Origin of the sequence: Nonomuraea rubra, from assembly GCF_014207985.1 — a bacterium.
In the GTDB taxonomy this organism is placed as follows: Bacteria; Actinomycetota; Actinomycetes; order Streptosporangiales; family Streptosporangiaceae; genus Nonomuraea; species Nonomuraea rubra.
Genome location: NZ_JACHMI010000001.1, coordinates 4384215 through 4401141 on the forward strand (window position 1 = coordinate 4384215; position 16927 = coordinate 4401141).

Annotated in this window: 12 protein-coding genes and 1 pseudogene; 7 read left to right on the forward strand and 6 right to left on the reverse strand. The window is 72.7% G+C overall.

The annotated features are described in order from the left end of the window. Window positions 1–30: 30 nt before the first annotated feature. Genes HD593_RS20000 through HD593_RS20015 form a run of 4 tightly spaced genes read left to right on the forward strand, consistent with a single transcriptional unit; the run spans window position 31 to window position 3782 of the window. Entirely contained in the window at window positions 31–1206 is a 1176-nt protein-coding gene (locus HD593_RS20000; RefSeq protein WP_185103589.1) for a CaiB/BaiF CoA transferase family protein, read from the forward strand. After that, window positions 1203–2147, forward strand: coding sequence for an HpcH/HpaI aldolase/citrate lyase family protein (locus tag HD593_RS20005; RefSeq protein WP_312903559.1), 945 nt, complete (start codon window positions 1203–1205; stop codon window positions 2145–2147). The genes HD593_RS20000 and HD593_RS20005 overlap by 4 nt, the downstream gene beginning before the upstream one ends. A gap of 56 nt (window positions 2148–2203) precedes the next feature. Next, window positions 2204–3541: a TRAP transporter large permease subunit gene (locus HD593_RS20010; protein ID WP_185103592.1), complete on the forward strand. Its 1338-nt coding sequence runs from the start codon at window positions 2204–2206 to the stop codon at window positions 3539–3541. 13 nt (window positions 3542–3554) lie between these two features. Continuing rightward, window positions 3555–3782: a hypothetical protein gene (locus HD593_RS20015; RefSeq protein ID WP_185103593.1), complete on the forward strand. Its 228-nt coding sequence runs from the start codon at window positions 3555–3557 to the stop codon at window positions 3780–3782. Here the strand turns inward: HD593_RS20015 and HD593_RS20020 are convergent. After that, window positions 3779–4417, reverse strand: coding sequence for a TetR/AcrR family transcriptional regulator (locus tag HD593_RS20020; protein WP_246546658.1), 639 nt, complete (start codon window positions 4415–4417; stop codon window positions 3779–3781). The genes HD593_RS20015 and HD593_RS20020 overlap by 4 nt on opposite strands. Before the next feature lie 95 nt (window positions 4418–4512). Here HD593_RS20020 and HD593_RS20025 point away from each other — a divergent pair, with 95 nt between their 5' ends. Further along, window positions 4513–5298 (forward strand): alpha/beta fold hydrolase, encoded by a 786-nt coding sequence (locus HD593_RS20025; protein ID WP_185103594.1) that lies wholly within the window; start codon window positions 4513–4515, stop codon window positions 5296–5298. A 119-nt stretch (window positions 5299–5417) separates the two neighbouring features. Next, window positions 5418–6665, forward strand: coding sequence for an AI-2E family transporter (locus HD593_RS20030; protein WP_221524842.1), 1248 nt, complete (start codon window positions 5418–5420; stop codon window positions 6663–6665). Window positions 6666–6683: 18 nt separating this feature from the next. Here HD593_RS20030 and HD593_RS20035 read toward each other — a convergent pair whose 3' ends face one another. Continuing rightward, window positions 6684–7856, reverse strand: coding sequence for an FAD-dependent monooxygenase (locus tag HD593_RS20035; protein ID WP_185103596.1), 1173 nt, complete (start codon window positions 7854–7856; stop codon window positions 6684–6686). A 262-nt stretch (window positions 7857–8118) separates the two neighbouring features. After that, a pseudogene (locus HD593_RS61520) lies at window positions 8119–8607 on the reverse strand (class I SAM-dependent methyltransferase); the annotation flags it as partial. 56 nt (window positions 8608–8663) lie between these two features. On the opposite strand from HD593_RS61520, the gene HD593_RS20045 reads away from it, so the two are divergent. Continuing rightward, window positions 8664–9158 carry a DUF305 domain-containing protein gene (locus tag HD593_RS20045; protein ID WP_185103597.1) on the forward strand — a complete coding sequence of 165 codons (495 nt, stop codon included), beginning with the start codon at window positions 8664–8666 and terminating at the stop codon, window positions 9156–9158. A 73-nt stretch (window positions 9159–9231) separates the two neighbouring features. Here the strand turns inward: HD593_RS20045 and HD593_RS20050 are convergent, their stop codons facing one another. The 3 genes from HD593_RS20050 to HD593_RS20060 form a co-directional block, all read right to left on the reverse strand. After that, window positions 9232–13968 carry a GH92 family glycosyl hydrolase gene (locus tag HD593_RS20050; protein WP_185103600.1) on the reverse strand — a complete coding sequence of 1579 codons (4737 nt, stop codon included), beginning with the start codon at window positions 13966–13968 and terminating at the stop codon, window positions 9232–9234. Between the two features lie 175 nt (window positions 13969–14143). Beyond that, the gene (locus HD593_RS20055) at window positions 14144–15790 is read right to left on the reverse strand and encodes a phosphodiester glycosidase family protein (RefSeq protein WP_185103602.1); all 1647 of its coding nucleotides are present in this window, start codon (window positions 15788–15790) and stop codon (window positions 14144–14146) included. A gap of 104 nt (window positions 15791–15894) precedes the next feature. Further along, a complete protein-coding gene (locus HD593_RS20060) occupies window positions 15895–16920 on the reverse strand; it encodes a lysylphosphatidylglycerol synthase domain-containing protein (protein ID WP_185103604.1) in 1026 nt (341 codons plus the stop codon). Window positions 16921–16927 lie beyond the last annotated feature (7 nt).

Genomic DNA, 16927 nt, shown 5'->3' on the forward strand with positions numbered 1-16927 from the left:
TATGACATATTTCTTATAAGTTACATATCCATGACGAGCCTCGACGACCTGAGGATCATCGACGCGGCGACGCTGTTCGCCGGTCCCTCCGCCGCCATGATGCTGGGCGACTTCGGCGCCGACGTGATCAAGATCGAGCACCCCCGCCGGGGCGACCCCTCGCGCGGGCACGGTGCCGCCGGCCTGTGGTGGAAGACGCTGGCCCGCAACAAGCGCGCCGCGGCCGTGGACCTGTCGCGGGCCGAGGGGCAGGAGATCCTGCGCCGCCTGGCCGAACGGTCCGACGTGCTGATCGAGAACTTCCGCCCCGGCACCCTCGAACGCTGGAACCTCGACCCGCAGGACCTCCTGGAGCTCAACCCGCGGCTCATCGTGGCGCGGATGACCGGGTTCGGGCAGTTCGGGCCGATGGCCAACCGGCCGGGGTTCGGCACGCTGGCGGAGGCCATGAGCGGCTTCGCGGCCATGACGGGGGAGCCCGACGGGCCGCCGACGCTGCCGCCGCTGGCCCTGGCCGACGGCATCGCGGGCCTGGCCATGTCGTACGCGATCATGGTCGCCCTGCACGCCCGCGAGCGGACCGGTCGCGGGCAGGTCATCGACCTGGCCATCATCGAGCCGATCCTCGGCCTGCTCGGGCCGCAGATGAGCATCTACAAGGCGCTCGGCCTCGTCCAGCAGCGCACCGGCAACCGCTCCAGCAGCAACGCGCCGCGCAACACCTACCGCACCCGCGACGGCCGCTGGCTGGCCATCTCCACCAGCGCGCAGCCCATCGCCGAGCGCGTGGTCACCCTCGTCGGGCGGCCCGACCTGGTCGAGCAGCCGTGGTTCGCCAGCGGGCACGGCCGGGTGCAGCACGTGGACGAGCTGGACGAGGCCGTCGCCTCCTGGATCGCCGAGCGGGACGCCGCCGAGGTCATCGCCAGGTTCGAGGAGGTGCAGGCCGCGGTCGCGCCCATCTACGACGTCACCGACCTGGCCGAGGACCCGCAGTACGCGGCGCTGAACACGTTCGTGGAGGTGCCCGACGCGGAGTTCGGCACGCTCACCATGCAGAACGTCATGTTCCGCATGTCCGAGACGCCCGGCGAGATCCGATGGCCGGGGCGAACCCTTGGCCAGGACACCGACGAGGTGCTCGGCGAGCTGGACTACCCCGCCGAGCGGATCGCCGCCCTGCGCGAGGACGGGGTGATCGCGTGAGCCCGCTGCTCCCCGTGACCTGGCTGTACGTGCCCGGCGACCGGCCCGAGCGGTTCGGCAAGGCCGTGGAGTCGGGTGCCGACGTGGTCATCATCGACCTGGAGGACGCCGTCGCGCCCGTGAAGAAGGACGAGGCCCGGCAGAACGCGGTCACCTACCTGCGCGACCGGCGCAACAGCGGCGGCGTCGAGGTGCACGTGCGGGTCAACGACCCCGCCACGGCCCGCGGGCGCGACGACCTGGCCGCCGTCGGGCAGCTCGCCGACGCCGTACGGCTGCCGAAGGTCGAGTCGGCGGCCGTGCTCGACACGCTCACCGGCGCGCCCGCGTACGCGCTGCTGGAGTCGGCGGCCGGGATCGTCGCGGCCAGGGAGATCGCCGCGCACCCGCGCGTGGCCGGGGTGGCGCTCGGCGAGCAGGACCTGGCCGCCGAGCTGGCCATCACCGGCGAGCAGGCGCTGAACCACCTCAGGCTCCAGGTCGTCCTCGCCGCCGCCGCGGCCGGGCTGCCACCGGTGCCCATGTCCGTCTACCCGGACGTCAAGGACGAGGCCGGGCTGCTCGCCTCCTGCCGGGCGGGCCGCGCGCTCGGGCTGTTCGGCAGGACCGCCATCCACCCGCGCCAGATCCCCGTGATCAGGCGGGCGTTCCGGCCGACGGAGGAGGAGGCCGCCAGGGCCGCCGAGATCGTCGCCGCGGCGGAACGGGCCGAGCAGGCGGGCATCGGCGCGGTGGCGCTGCCCGACGGCCGGTTCGTGGACGCCCCGATCGTCGTCAGGGCCCGCCGCACCGTGGACCTGGCCCGCCGCCTCGCCGACCCGCCCCCGCCACAGTCCCCGCCCCCGACCCCGCCACAGTCCCCGCCACAGTCCCCGCCGCAGTCCCCGCCGCAGTCCCCGCCGCAGTCCCCGCCCTCGTCCCCGCCGGGAGCCGGCGTCTGACCATCGGCCGAGGGCCGTTCACCCCCAGCACAACCCCCCATTGGAGGTCATTCGCCATGGGAATCGCCGTATGGGCGCTCATCGCCTACATCGCCATCATCGTCGTCTGGAACGGCGTGCTGAAACGCAACATCGGTGAAGCGATGCTCATCGGTTTCGCGGGCGTGTGCCTCTTCGGCGGCACGAGCTTCCTCGACCTGGCGTGGGCGGGCATCGCCGACGCCATGGCCGAGGAGGTCGTCTTCGCCGCCCTGGCCTTCGTCTTCATGGGTTACCTGCTCACCAGGCTGGGCCTCATCCAGGAGCAGGTTACCGTACTGAACTCGATCTTCGGCAGGCTGCGCGGCGGCGCGGGATACGTCTCGACCTCCGCCTCCGCGCTGCTGGGCGGCCCCTCCGGGTCGGGCTCCGGCATCTCCGCGTCCGTCGGCTCCGTCACCATCCCCTGGATGATCCGCTCGAACTGGCGGCCCGACCTGGCCGCCTCGCTGGTGGCGGGCAATGCCGGGCTGGGCATCTCGATCCCGCCGAGCTCGTCGATGTTCCTGCTGCTCGGCTCGGCCGCCGTGGCGCCCGTGCTGATCGCCGACCAGCTCTTCGTGCCCGCCCTCGTGGGCGGGTTGTGGACGGTGGCCTACCGGTTCGTGGTGGTGTTCCTGTGGGTGCGCAGGCACGGCATCGCCGCCACCGACGCGGCCGACCTCGTGCCGCTGCGGGCGGCGCTGCGCGCTGGGTGGACGTCGCTGCTGGTGTACGCGGGCATCCTCGTCCCGGTGCTGATGACCCTGGACTTCGGCGTGGCGCTGATGGAGTCGCGGGTCGGCGAGGCGGCCGACGACATCAGCATCATCGTGTGGATCCCGGTGCTGACCGTGCTGGCCACGTTCGCGGTGGCGTGGAAGCGGCTGCCGCGCACCGGCCGCGCCTGGAGCGAGCTGCTCGGCGAGATGGCCCCCAGGTACGCCGTCATCGGCGCCACGCTGTTCTTCGCCTTCGCCGCCGCGGCCAGCCTGGGCGAGCTGGGCCTGGTGGACCAGCTCACCGCGATCCTCCAGGGGCTGGACGCGCCCGCGGTGGTCATCGCCACCCTCGTCGGCCTGCTGCTCGTCGTCATCGCCGCGCCGCTGACCGGCACCGCCACGATCGCCGCCGTCGGCGGGGTGGCCTTCAGCGCCCTGACCGCGGCCGGGATCGCCCCGGCCGCCGCGGCCACCGCCATCATGATCTTCGCCTCGACCGAGGGGGCGTCCCCGCCGGGAGCGGCCCCGATCTACATCGCCAGCGGCATCGCCCAGGTGGACCCGGCCAGGACGTTCGGCCGCCTGATCGCCTGGTTCGTCATCCCGACCCTGGTCATCGGCGTGCTGGTCGCCACCGGCGTGCTGCCGATCTGAGAGGAGCCCCGTCATGAAGAACCTCGTCCTGGTCCTGTTCAAGATCGGCCTCGTGCTGTTCCTCGCGCTCGGCGTCGCCCTCGTGCTCGCCCAGGCCGTCGGGCTCGCCGCCGGCAGCCCCGGCCTGGTCTCCGGCGCGGTGTCGGCGCTCGGCCTGGCGATGACCGTGTCGGCCGGGGTGACCGGGCTGCTCGGCTTCCTGATGTCGTACCTGTTCCACTGGAAGACCGGCGAGGACTAGCCGCGCGGCACCCAGCGGGCGCCGAGCTCCGCGTCCTCGGGCGCGGGGCCGGGCAGCTCGCGGTGGGCCGGGGGGATGCGCAGGGAGTCCATCATGAGCGTCAGGTAGCGGTGGCGGAGCTGGGAGGCGCGTTCCTCGCCGCCCAGCTTGATCGAGGCGAGCTGCTCGAACAGCAGCGCGATGTCGGCCACCGTCACGTCCGGCCGCAGCACGCCCGCCGCCACCGCCCGGCCGTGCACCTCGACGGCCAGGGCCGAGGCCCTGGCCGCGAGCCTGCCCAGCTCCTCCGTCGGCGTGAACGTGCCCGCCAGCTTGATCGTCAGGGAGCTGGAGTCGGCGTCCACGATGCCGCGCAGGTACCCGGCGAACGCCTCCCACGGATCCCCGTCGTCGGCCAGCGACCGCTCGCTGACCTCGATGTAGAGGCGCAGCCCGTCCCCGCACAGCTTCTGCAGCAACACCTCCTTGCTGGGGTAGCGGCGATACAGCGCGCTGATCCCGACGCCCGCCTTCTCGGCCACGGCCGCGATGGGGGCGCCGGGCTCGGCGGTGAAGACCGCCCGCGCCGCCTGGAGGATCAACTCGTCATTGCGCGCGGCCTGCGCCTTGCGGCCGCTCATGGGTGCGCTGCTCATACCCGCAGTGTAAGGGAACGTAGGATTCCGTTCTACTGTGTCGGGCAGAAGTGAACCTGAAGAAGAGCGTAAGCATGCTCTCGCACCATGGACGCATGACGACTCACACGAGCGGTTACGCCCCCGTCAACGGCCTGGACATGTACTACGAGATCCACGGGACCGGCGACCCGCTGGTCCTGATCCACGGCTCCTTCTCCGCCATCGGCACCTCCTTCGGCAGGCTGCTGCCGTACCTGGCCAAGAACCGCCAGGTGATCGGCGTCGAGATCCAGGGGCACGGCCGCACGGCCGACATCGACCGGCCCCTGTCGCCCCAGGTCCTCGCCGGCGACGTGGCCGCGCTCCTCGACCACCTCGGCGTCGGGCGGGCCGACGTCCTCGGCTACAGCCTCGGCTCCAGCATCGCCTTCCACGTCGCGCAGCAGCGCCCGGATATGGTCCGCAAGCTCGTCCTCGCCTCGTTCTCCTTCACCCCGGACGGCCTGCACCCCGGCCTGGCCGACGGCTTCGAGAGCATCCGGCCCGAGCACCTGCACGGCTCGCCGTTCCACGACGAGTACCTCCGGCTCGCGCCCCGGCCCGAGGACTTCCCCGCGCTGTGCGAGAAGGTGAGCGCCCTCATGCGCGACCTCGTCGAGCCCACGGCCGAGGAGGTGCGCTCGATCCAGGCGCCCACGATGGTGGTCATCGGCGACTCCGACATCATCCGCCCCGAGCACGCCGTGGAGACGTTCCGCCTGCGGGGCGGCGGGGTGGCCGGCGATCAGGCCGGGCTGCCGGACGCGCGGCTGGCCGTGCTGCCCGGCACCACGCACGTCACGCTCGTGCACCGCGCGGAATGGCTCGCCTCGATGATCGACGACTTCCTCGCGGCCTGACCCCGAAGCTGGGCAACCACCTCATTCACCACGTACGCTGCGCAGGCCACGTACCTGTCGCCGATCATGCCAGCCGATCCGGAGGAGGACGCGGCGACCGCGAGCCCCAGGGAGGGGACATGACGCAGCAGGAAGGGCCCCGAGTCGTGCGGGTGCTGCTCTCGCCCGCGAACGTGTGGCGGGTGGCGTTCGCCGTCGTCGCGGTCGCAGCCGTGGTGCTCTTCGCGCGCTTCGTGCTGGCCGACGCGGGCGGGCTGATCGTCGTGGTGGTGATGGCCTGGTTCATCTCCCTGGCCATGGAGCCCGCCGTGGGCCGCCTGGCCCGGCACATGCGCCGCGGCGCGGCGGCGCTGCTGGTCATGGTGGCGTTCCTGCTCGTCTCGGCGGTCTTCCTGTACCTGTTCGGGAGCCTGCTGGCGGAGCAGGTCGCCGTCCTGGTGCGGGAGCTGCCCGACATCCTCACCGGCGCCGTCGCCTGGGTGAACGAGCGGTTCGGGACCAACTACCAGATCGCCGACATCCTCTCCTCGCTCAACCTCACCCCGCAGCAGGCCGCCCAGTACGCCCAGGACGTGCTCGGCAACGTGCTCGGCCTGCTCGGCACCCTCACCGGCGCCATCGTGAACCTGTTCACGCTGCTGCTGCTGATCTTCTACCTCTCCGCCGACGGGCCCCGGCTGCGCGTGTGGCTCGCCCGGCTCATGCCCGCCAACCTCCAGCGCGTCTTCCTCACCGTCTGGGACGTGTCGCTGGTCAAGACCGGCGGGTACGTGTGGGCCAGACTCATCCTGGCCACCGTCAACGCCGCCGCCTCGACCGTGGTGTTCCTGGTGCTCGGCATGCCGTCGTGGCTCGCGCTCGGGCTGTGGACGGGGCTGGTGGCGCAGCTCGTGCCCACCATCGGCACCTACATCGCCATCGCGCTGCCCGTGGTGGTCGGGCTCGTGTCGCCCCGGCCGTGGATCGGGCTGGTCGCGCTCGGCTGGGGCGTGCTGTACCAGCAGGTGGAGAACCTGACGCTGGAGCCGCGGATCAGCGGCAGGTCGGTGGACATCCATCCGGGGGTGGCGTTCGCGGGCGTGATCCTGGGGGCGTCGCTGTTCGGGGCGGTGGGGGCGTTGCTGGCCGTGCCGGTGGTGGCCATGCTGCTGTCGCTGATCGACACGTTCGTCGCCAGGCAGGATCTCGTGCAGGCCGTTCCGGCCGGGCAGGCCGCCGCGGCCGATCACCACAGCGCGGCACCGCCACCGGGCGGCCCGCCACCGCCCGAGCCGGACGGCCCGCCATCGCGAGCGGCGGATGGTCCTCCGGCTCCCGGGTCCGGCGAGCCGGCGCCGCCTGAGCGCGGGCGCCGCCCGCCCGGTTGAGCCGTCGTGGCGGAGGTGTCAGCCGCGCCTGAACAGGCGTGCGCCGAGCCCGGAGACCGCCGCGGCGGTGCTGCCCGCCCAGTAGTACAGGCGTGGCGGCACGTGCGGGAGCAGCCCGGAATGCCGCTGGTTCAGCAGCGCGATCATCTCCCGGGGCGGCCGGTCGACGTACCTCGGGACGTGCTCGTACCACTGGGCGCTGCGCCGCGCCGCCCGCTGGGAGGGCCGGATCGCGGTCATGCGCTCCCGCTCGTACCCGGCCAGGGCCGTCTCCAGGTCCGCGTCCGCGTGCAGCGCGTCCACCAGGAAGGCCGCGTCGCCCAGCGCCAGGGCGGTGCCGGCGCCGATCGAGTAGTGGGTGGTGTGCGCGGAGTCCCCGAGCAGGACGAGGTTGCCGCGGTGCCACGTGCGGTTGGTCAGGGTGCGGAAGTGCAGCCAGTGCGGGCCGCCGTCGGCCTGCGTGCGGCCGATCAGCGGCTGCCCGTCCAGCACCTCCGCGAACAGCTTCTCGAGGTGCGCCAGGCCGTCCGCCTCGTTCGCCGTGTCGAGCCCGAGCCCCCGCCACGTGTCAGGGCCGCACTCGACGATGAACGTGCTGTGCTCCTCGCTGTACGGGTAGCCGTAGCACCAGATCCAGCCGTGCTCCGTCTCCACGAAGGCGAAGGTGAAGGAGTCGAGCACCTTGGTGGTGCCGAGCCACATGTACGGGTTGCGCCCGACCATGACCTCGGTGCCGAAATGCTCGGCGTGCCGCTCGCGCAGCCGGCTGTTGACGCCGTCGCCGGCCACGACGAGGTCGGCGTCCGCCACGTCCTCCTCGCCGGCGATCTCGCGCTCGTACTCGACGCGCACGCCGAGGGACTCGGCCCGCTCGGCGAGGATCGCGAGCAGCCGCCGCCGGCTGATGCCGAACCCCTTGTCGCCGTGCCCCACCGTCACCGTGGCGCGCTCGTGGAGGTGCACGACCCAGCTGTCCCAGCGGGCCGAGCTCGCGCTGATCTCGCGGGCCGACTCCGGGTCGACGTCGTGCAGGTAGCCGAACAGCTCGTCCCAGTACGTCACGCCCCAGCCGTACGTGGAGCCGGCCGGGTTGCGTTCGTACACGGTGATGTCGTGGGCGGGGTCCACCCGTTTCATCAGGATCGAGAAGTACAGGCTGGCGGGCCCGCCGCCTACGCACGCGACCTTCACAAGAGCTCCCCGCTATACGAAAAGTAGGCAATCCATAACGGAGAGTAGCAGTCGGTGGCGTTGTGGTAGCGGAGGGCACCCCCGTGTCGCCCGGCCCCGTGAAGCACGCGTCCGGCCGACGGGGTGCGGGAGGCGACGGCCACGGCTCGCCGCGGTCGGCGGCGGCGGCCAGCGCGAACGAGGCGTACTCGGCGCCCCGCTCGTCACGCAGGCCGGGCGGCAGGGCGTACTCCATGACCAGCTCGCTGCCCCGGGGCAGGCGGCCGAGGACGGCGAGCGTGGCGGCGATCGCCTCCTCGGTCAGGTACATGGCCACGCCCAGCCAGCTCACCAGCGCCGGCCGCTCCGGGTCGAGCCCGGCCGCGCGCAGGGCGGCCATCAGGTCGCCCGACTCGAAGTCCACCGGCGCGAACACCAGACCGTCCGGCGAGGCGAGCCCCGCCGCCGTCATGAGGTCGCGCTTCCACCGCTGCGTGGCGGGATGATCGACCTCGATCACCCGGGAGGGCGGCCCGCCCGGCGCGCGCCTGAGCGCGAACGTGTCGAGCCCCGCGCCGAGCACCACGTACTGCTCGAAACGGTCGCCGAGCAGGCGCTCGGTGTAGGCGGCGCGGGCGGTCACCTGGGCGCGGGTGCCGGAGAGCACCACGTGGTCGCCGTGCGCGCGGTGGTAGCCGATGAGCTCTCCGGCCTGGCCGCCCAGCAAGGTCGCGGCCAGGGTGTCGCGGAAGAGGTGCGGCTCGCCGTCCACGACGAGGTGGACGGCTGATATCGAACCGCCGGGCGGTGGCGTGCGTACCTCAGCACATGCGTTGGAAGACGGCAATCGTGGCGCTGCTCGGCCTGCTGCTCGCGGCGGGCTGTGCCGCGGCGGCGGAGACGGAGAAGGCGTACGCGCAGGCGGACGTGGCCTTCAACCAGGAGATGATCACGCATCATCAGCAGACGATCCAGCTCGCCGAGGCGGCGGCCGGGCGGGCGGGCAGCTCGTACGTGCGCGACCTCGCCGGGAAGCTCATCCCGGAGGAACGGGCGGACATCGCGATGATGGAGTCGTGGCTGCGGTCCTGGAACGAGAAGATCCCGGTGAAACCGGTGACCGCCATGGGAGCGGACCTGCCCGAGGGGGACGGGTTCGACCGGGCGTGGCTGAAGGCGTTGTCGGAGCATCTGCACCACGGCGTGATGATGGCCGAGACCGTGCGGAAGGCCGGCAAGCACGGGCCCACACTGGAGCTGGCCGAGAAGATCATCCAGGTGCAGAACGCGGAGCTGAAGGAGATCGGCGAGCGACTGGCCTGACCGGCGGCCGGCCGGCCCGCGCGGTGCCGCCCGGTGACGCGAGCGCGCCCCCGGGCGGGTCACCGTTCTCGGGTCAGGTGGCTGGGCGGCGCAGCTCCAGGCGTACCCTGGCCAGCCAGGCTCCCCAGCCGTCCTGCGGCCGGCTGTCCGCGATGCGCAGGTAGAACGAGCGTCCCTCGCCGAGGTCGACGGAACGCTGTTCCCGGTTGGACAGGTCGCGCACGTTCGCGCTCTCCTGCAGCACCGTCCGCCAGTTCTGGTTGTCCGGGGAGACCTGGACCAGGAACTGGTTGCCGATGTCCAGCGTCAGCGAGCCCCAGGTCGCCCCGGCCGGCAGCGCGAACCGGTAGACGGCCTGGCTGTCGCCGTCGGTGAAGCGGGCCCGGCCGTCGTGCACCTCGCCGTCGAGCTGGGAGCCGTCCTCGTCGAGGAGCCACGGCTCCTCGGCCGGGGTGCCGGGTGTGAACTCCACGACGTCGCCCACCACCGTGACCGCGACCTGCTCGCTCGTCGTGCCCAGGCCGGAGGTCGCCGACAGCCGTACCGGATGGCTGCCGGGAGCCGCCGCGGCCGGCACCGTCACCTGGAACGGCACCACCTGCGACGCGCCCGCGGCGAGCGGCCCGAAGGCAGCGGAGCCCGGCTGGACGGTCCAGCCCTGCGGCCCGGTCGCGGCCAGCTCACCGCCGGCGGGACGGCCGGCGTGGTTGGTCACGGTCACCGGCAGCGTCACGGTCTCCCCGGGTGCGGCGAAGCCCCCGGCTGCGTCGATGACCAGCGGCGACGTCTCCGGCGCCGCCGGGGCGAGCAGCTCGATCTCGGCGAGCGACGGCTGGCCGGTGGCGGTGAACCTGATCCGGTAGTGCTCGTACGTTCCCGGCCTGGCGATCTTGAACGGCCGGGTCTGCAGCCGCCACGCGAAGCTCTCGCCGGCCCGCTCGTCGAGCACCTGCCACGCCTGCCCGTCCACGGACCCCTCCAGCACCCAGCCGGCCGGGTCCTGCCCTTCCTGCGCCCCCGAGGTCAGCGTGTAGAAGCTCACCTGCCGCTTCCCGGCCAGGTCGTAGCGGACCCACTCGGGCAGCGCCGCCCGGGTGGCCGAGCTGTCGTCGAACAGCGCGCTCACGTCGGCGCCGCCGGCGCCGGACGCCGTGCCGCGGCCCGGCCCCGTGACGTCGCGCAGCGGCGCGGGGACGCGGTCGTCGCGGGTGATCGAGGGCGGCGCGGCGTCCTTGCCGGTGCCCCATCGCGACGGCCTCGGCCCCATCTCGAACACCAGCTCGCCGCCCTTGGCGATCAGGTCGTGCGGCAGGTACGTCCTGTCGTACCGCTTGCCGTTGACCTTCAGCCCCTGCACGTAGACGTTGCGCTCGCTGTTGCCCGGTGCCCTGATGACCAGCTTCCTGCCGTTCTCCAGCCGCACCGTCGCCTTCTCGAACAGCGGCGAGCCGATCGCGTAGTACGGGCTGCCCATCTGCAGCGGGTAGAAGCCCAGCGCGCTGAACACCTGCCACGCCGACATCTCGCCGTTGTCCTCGTCGCCCGGGTAGCCCTGGCCGATCTCGCTGCCCAGGTACAGCCGCGACAGGGCCTCGCGCACCCTGGCCTGCGTCTTCCACGGCTGACCGGCGTAGTCGTACATGTAGGCGATGTGGTGCGAGGGCTGGTTGCTGTGCCCGTACTGGCCCATGCGCACGTCCCTGGCCTCGCGCATCTCGTGGATGACGCCGCCGTACGAGCCGGGGAACAGCGCCGTCTCCGGCGTGGCGAAGAACGTGTCCAGCTTGTCCGCCAGCTCGGCGGCGCCGCCGTACAGGTTGGCCAGGCCGCGGCCGTCCTGGGGGACGTGGAAGGCCATGTTCCAGCCGTTCGTCTCGGTGTAGTCGAAGCCCCACGTACGCGGGTCGTACGCGCCCGGCTTGCGGCGGAACGACCCGTCGGCGTTCCTGCCCTGGAAGAAGCCCGTCGCAGGGTCGAACAGGTGCACGTAGTTCAGCGCCCGGTTACGGAAGTATTCGTACTCCTCCAGGTAGCGGGCCCGTTTCGCGCCCGTGGAGCGCCCGGCCAGGGCCTTGGCCATGTTCGCGATGCCGAAGTCGTTGATGTAGCCGTCCATCGCCCACGACATCGCCTCGCCCGTGGACTGGATGGTCGTGTACCCGAGGAACGCGGACGTGGCCAGGCCCTTGCGGCCCACGTTCCGGCTGGGCGGCACGACCGTGGCGTTCTTGACCGCGGCGGCGTACGCGGCCTCGGCGTCGAACCCCGGCACCCCCTTCAGGTACGCGTCGGCGAAGGCCACGTCGGAGCTGGTGCCGACCATCAGATCGGCGTACCCCGGCGACGACCAGCGCGCGATCCAGCCGCCGTCCAGGTACTGCTGGACGAACCCGGCCGCCATCTCGCCGGCCGCCTCCGGCGTGAGCAGCGCGTACGCGGGCCACGTCGTCCGGTAGGTGTCCCAGAAGCCGTTGTTGACGTACACCTTCCCGTCCACCACCCGCGCGCCCGTCTCGGTCGGCGTGCTGGGCGGGGTGGCGGTCGCGGACTGCACGGCGTGCCGGTACACCGGCTGCGTGGCGGTGCCGGTGTTCTCGAAGCCCGAGTTCGGATACAGGAACAGCCGGTACAGGTTCGAGTAGAGCGTGACGAGCTGGTCCCGGCTCGCGCCCTCCACCTCGATGACGCCCAGCTTGGCGTCCCACGCCCGGCGTGCCCGCTCGCTGACCGCCTCCAGCGTGTCGGAGGCGGCGATCTCCAGCTCCAGGTTCCTGCGCGCCTGCTCCGCGCTGATCAGCGAGGACGCGATGCGCATGGTCACCGTACGCGCCGGGCCGGCGTCGAAGGCGAGGTAGCCGAGCACGTTGTCGCGGCCCTGCCCGGTGAGCCTGCCGCCGCCGGTGACCGGGCGGTCGAAGACGGCGTGGAAGAACATGCGCGTGGCGCCGGTGGACAGGTCGCTGCGCACGTCGGAGTAGCCGGTCACCACCCCGGCGGCGGTGTCGAGCGTGAGGCCGCCGCTGTTGTTCACGTTGTCGAAGACCAGCTTCGCCGCGGATCCCGGGAACGTGAAGCGCGCCAGCGCCGCGTGGTCGGACGGGGCGATCTCGGCCTTGATCCCGTTGTCGAACGTGACCGCGTACAGGTGCGGCCGCGCGACCTCACGCTCGTGCCGGAACGGCAGCGCCCGGGCCGTGCGCGACGGGTCCGGCGTGCCCTCGGCCGCCGACGGCATGAACTGGAACGTCTGCCGGTCGCCCATCCACGGGCTCGGCTCGTGGCTGGCGGTGAACGCCTGGATCGCCGGCAGGTTGGCGGCGTTGTTGGCCCGGTGGTACTCGTACAGCCAGCTCGTCGAGCCGGCGTTCGTCATCGGCGTCCAGAAGTTGAACCCGTGAGGGACCGCGGTGGCCGGGAAGTTGTTGCCCCGGGAGAAGCCGCCGGTGGAGTGCGTCCCCCGGGTGGTGACCGCGTGGTCGGCGAGGCTCCGGTGCGCCGCGTGCCCCTCGTACGGCTGCCGCCTGCGCTCCGAGACGATCCTGATGTCGTCCACCCAGCCCCGGAACCCGGCCAGGCCCGCCGGGCTGTCGTAGGCCACCAGGATGCGGGTGATCCGCTTGCCCCTGGCCACCTGGCCGATCTCGGCGCGCTTGAAGTTCCACTGGCCGGCGTAGAGGGTCTTGGACTCGCCCTGCTCGCGCGGGGCCAGCCGCACGCCGTGCTGGTCCACGGCCTTGAGGCCGCTGAGGTAGGTGCCGTCGTCGAAGGCCAGGTCCACCGAGACGTACGTGCTGGGGTAGCGCCGGTCGGCCGCCGTGAACTCGGGGAAGACCAGGTACGACAGCTCCGTGCCGCGCGTCACCGGGAGGTCCACCTCGAACACCTTGTTCAGGGAACGGCCGCCGGATCCGGAGGTGGTGCTGCCCGCGTACTGCAGGGCCCGCAGGCCCGTGAAGCCGGCGCGCGGCTTGGAGACGAACCCGCCCGTCGGGCCCGTGCCCACCTGGCTGCGCATGTCGCTGGGCGGCCGGGGGCCGCTGGTGCCGTCCGACAGCTCCCACTCGGCGAGCTGCAGGGTCGAGCCCTCGCCGATGCGGGTGACGTTCAGCCGGTAGTGGGCGTAGGCGGTGGTGTTGCCGAAGCGGTACTCCTTGCGCTGGTGGCGGGCGGTGAACGTCTCGCCGGCGCGGGTGTCGAGGGTGGTCCAGGTCCGCCCGTCCTGCGAGCCCTGCAGCTCCCAGTCGCGCGGGTCGCGCTCGGGGGCGTCGTCGGCGGAGGTCAGCGCGTAGTGCACGACGGCGACGGGCTCGGACAGGTCGTACTGGGCCCAGGCGGTGCCGGTGAACACCAGCCACTTGGTGTTGGCGTCGGTGTCGGCCAGGTTCTCCTTCACCTCGCCCGCGGCCGCGTACTCGCCGCTGGCCCGGACCTGGGCGATCTTGTCGGTGATGCTGCCCTCGATGCCGCCGGGCAGGGTGCCTGTGACGTTCTCGGCCTTCTCGGCCGTGTTGAGCCAGGTCGGCTGCGGGTCGCCGTCCTCGAAGGAGGTGGCGAAGGCGGCACCCTCCGCTCTGGCCAGGTCCTGGCCGTCACGCGCGGCCCTGCGCGCCTCGCCGGCGGGCGGGGCCGGCTCGGCCACGGACGGGTCGGGCGGCGGGCTGTAGGACGGGCCGGGGGAGGGGGTGCCCGAAGGGCCTGGGTTGGGAATGGGGTCCGGGCCTTTCTGTGCGGTGAGCGCGGCGGTGGCGGGAGCGGCGAGGGCGAGGGCGAGGAGAGGGGATAAGAGTGCTGTCAGGACGGATCGCTTCATCGGGGACCTTTCCGCAGGTCAGCAGGCCAGTACCAACAAATCTGACAACGTTGTCAACCCCGATCTGGTATGAAAGTTTCACCCAGGGGGCGCGCTGTCAAGACAGCGCTGTCATCGGTGTTGCGGTACTGGCCCTGGCCGGTGCGGCCAGGGCCCCGGTTCGAACAGGGTGCGGCTACGGCCGGACGAGGATGACGTTCCCCAGCGACCGCTGGCCTGCCGCGTCCGACGGCCGGTTCACGATCCCGCCGCCCGACGTGACCATGACGCTCGAACCGCCGCCGTCGAGGTTCATCGCCTCGCGGGCCCCGAGCAGCTTCATCAGCTCGGCCGTCTGCGCCACGCCCAGCCCCTCGCTGTACCCGTCCTGCCGCCCGTCCACGACCACCAGCATGAGCCGGCCCCGGGAGTCCGTCCCGATCATCGACCGGGGGTTGGCCCGGACGGTCCAGTTGTAGGTGAACGTCTGGTCGGTGCCCTCCCGGATCACGCCGTCGGCCGCCGCGTTCACCGACACCCGCCCGTCCCGCACCAGGGACGGCCCGACCTGGAGGATCGTGGTGTCAGGGGTCAGCGCGACCCGCCGCCCCCTGCCGTCCTCGATCCGCTCGCTCACCCTGAGCCGCTCGCCCGCCTTCGCGTGCTCCAGCAGCCAGGCCGCGCTGTCGCCGATGGCCTGGACGACGGACCCGCCGGCGGGCACGGCGGTCCCGCGCGAGGCGTTCACCGCGGTGACGGTGCCGCGGGCGTCCAGCACGGCCTCGGCCCCCGCGCCGGCGGGCGGCGTGCCCCACTCCGGGGTGAACAGCACGAGCTCGCTCGCGTCCGTGCACTTCAGGTCGTGCTGCGGCTTCTCGGTGGGCAGGTCGCCGCCCACCCCGCCGCAGTTCCAGATCTCGCCGGGCACCCGGTTCACGCCGTCGATCTCGACGCTGTCCCGGCCGGCCCGCAGGGTGACCCGGGCCGTGTACGTGTCCACGTCCACGGCGCGCCCGCCCCTGGTGATCTTGATGCCGGCGCGGCCCTGGGTGGCGGAGCCGATCAGCTTGCCGTCCTTGACGTACATGCCGCCCGGGGCGCTGTTGTAGAACCACTGCGCGTTGATCCCCGCCACCGCGCCCGCCGCGGCGGCCAGGTCGGTCAGCTTCTCCGTGCCGTTCAGGGCGGCGCCGAAGTCGGTGCCGACCGTGCCGCGGAACTGCCGGAAGTCCACCCGGAGCAGGTGCACCTTCTGCGGCGCGCCCGGGTCCGTGCCGTCCTGCGCGGTGTAGCGGGTGCCGCCCGCGAAGCCGGCCGCCCTGATCGCGGACAGCGCGGTGGCGGCCTCGGCGCTCGTGGCGTACCGGCCGACCCGGACGATCCAGCCCAGCGTGCCGGCGGGGCGGTCGGCGAACGCGGCCGTGGTGACCTCCTCCACCCGCGGCTCGAACCCCTTCTCCCGCACCGCCGCCGCCACCCGGTCGGCGATCTCCCTCGCGCCCAGGGCGGTGCCGGCCGTGTTGAGCGGGCCGTCGATCGTGGCCGGCAGGTACACGTGCACGGTCCAGTAGTCGCCGGCGTCCTTGGCACCGAGCGACATCGAGGTCAGGGTCACGCCGGGCGCCACCGTGGTGGTCACCGCCGGCGCGCTCAGCGGCAGCTTCCCGCCGAAGAAGGAGCCGGACGGCGAGGCTGCCACTGGGGCTGCCACTGGGGCCGCCGCTGGGGCCGCTGCTGGGGTGGCCGCTGGGGTGGCCGCCGGTGTCGCTGCTGTGGCCGGCGCCGCGCTCACGGCCAGCAGGGTCACGGCCGCCGCGACGGCGGAGAGGGTGTTGCGGTGCATGTACGTCCTCGGTCCAGGTGCGATCTGTCTGCCAGGGCAGTCAAGGGCCCGCCGATGAACGGCGGGCGCTGCCCGCGAAGCACCCAGGTGAACAGCGTCGGAGATCACCCGCCGCCGTGCCCCGGCGACGCCGCGGGCTGGGGCGCCTCCCGTGGCTCGGCCCGGTCGCGGCGGATGAGGTACTCGGCGATCGCCAACGAGGCCGCGCCGAGCAGCACCTCGCTGACGGTGGAGACCAGCCGGCTGGCCAGGGCCACCACCGCCGCGGCCGGGGTGGGCAGCACCACGCTCAGCGTGGCTGTGAGCACCGCCTCGCGGACGCCGATCCCGTCCGGGATGAACACGGCCGCGATGCCGATCGAGGTGGCGAGCGTGAACGCGCCCACGCACAGCAGCAGGGAGCGGGACGGGGGCGCGCCCATCGCGATGGCCAGCGGCCACAGATGCAGGCCCGTGACCACCCACGACAGGCTCTGCCAGGTGACCGCGAGCCGCACACCCCGGACGGAGGCCGCCTTGGCGGCCGCGGGGCGGCGCAGCAGCCGCAGCAGCAGCGCCGAGCCCTGGTTGACGAGCTGCGGGCGCACCAGGACGAGCACGATCAGCACCGCGGCTCCGGCCAGCCAGGCCGCCCGCGCGCCCAGCAGCTGCACACCCGCGAGCAGCCCCACCGTGAACCCGCTCAGCAGCACCAGGCTCATGACGAGCGCCGCCGTGGTCATCAGCCTGCCGAACGTGATGCCGTTGACCGCGGCGACCCTGGCGGTGGCGAGCATGCCGGGAACCCGTCCCGGCAGGTACTTGGACAGGAAGCCGACGAAGAAGATCCGCACCACGCGCGGCCCGCTGACCGGCGGGCCGAGCTCCAGCAGCACGACGCGCCAGGCGAGGAACCCGAGCGACAGCCCCGCCGTGCTCGCCAGCAGCGAGCCGCCGAGCAGGAGGGCGATCTGGCCGGCGTCGCGCCGGGTGAACAGGACGCCGACCACGCTCCAGTCCAGCCGGGACATCGTCCAGGCGATCGCGGCCACGACGGCGAGGGCGAACCCGGCGACCAGCGCCCGCGCCACCGGCCGCGGCAGCCGAGGCAGGCGCAGCCAGGGCCGGCGAGGCGACTCCTCCGGTGCCACTCCCGTG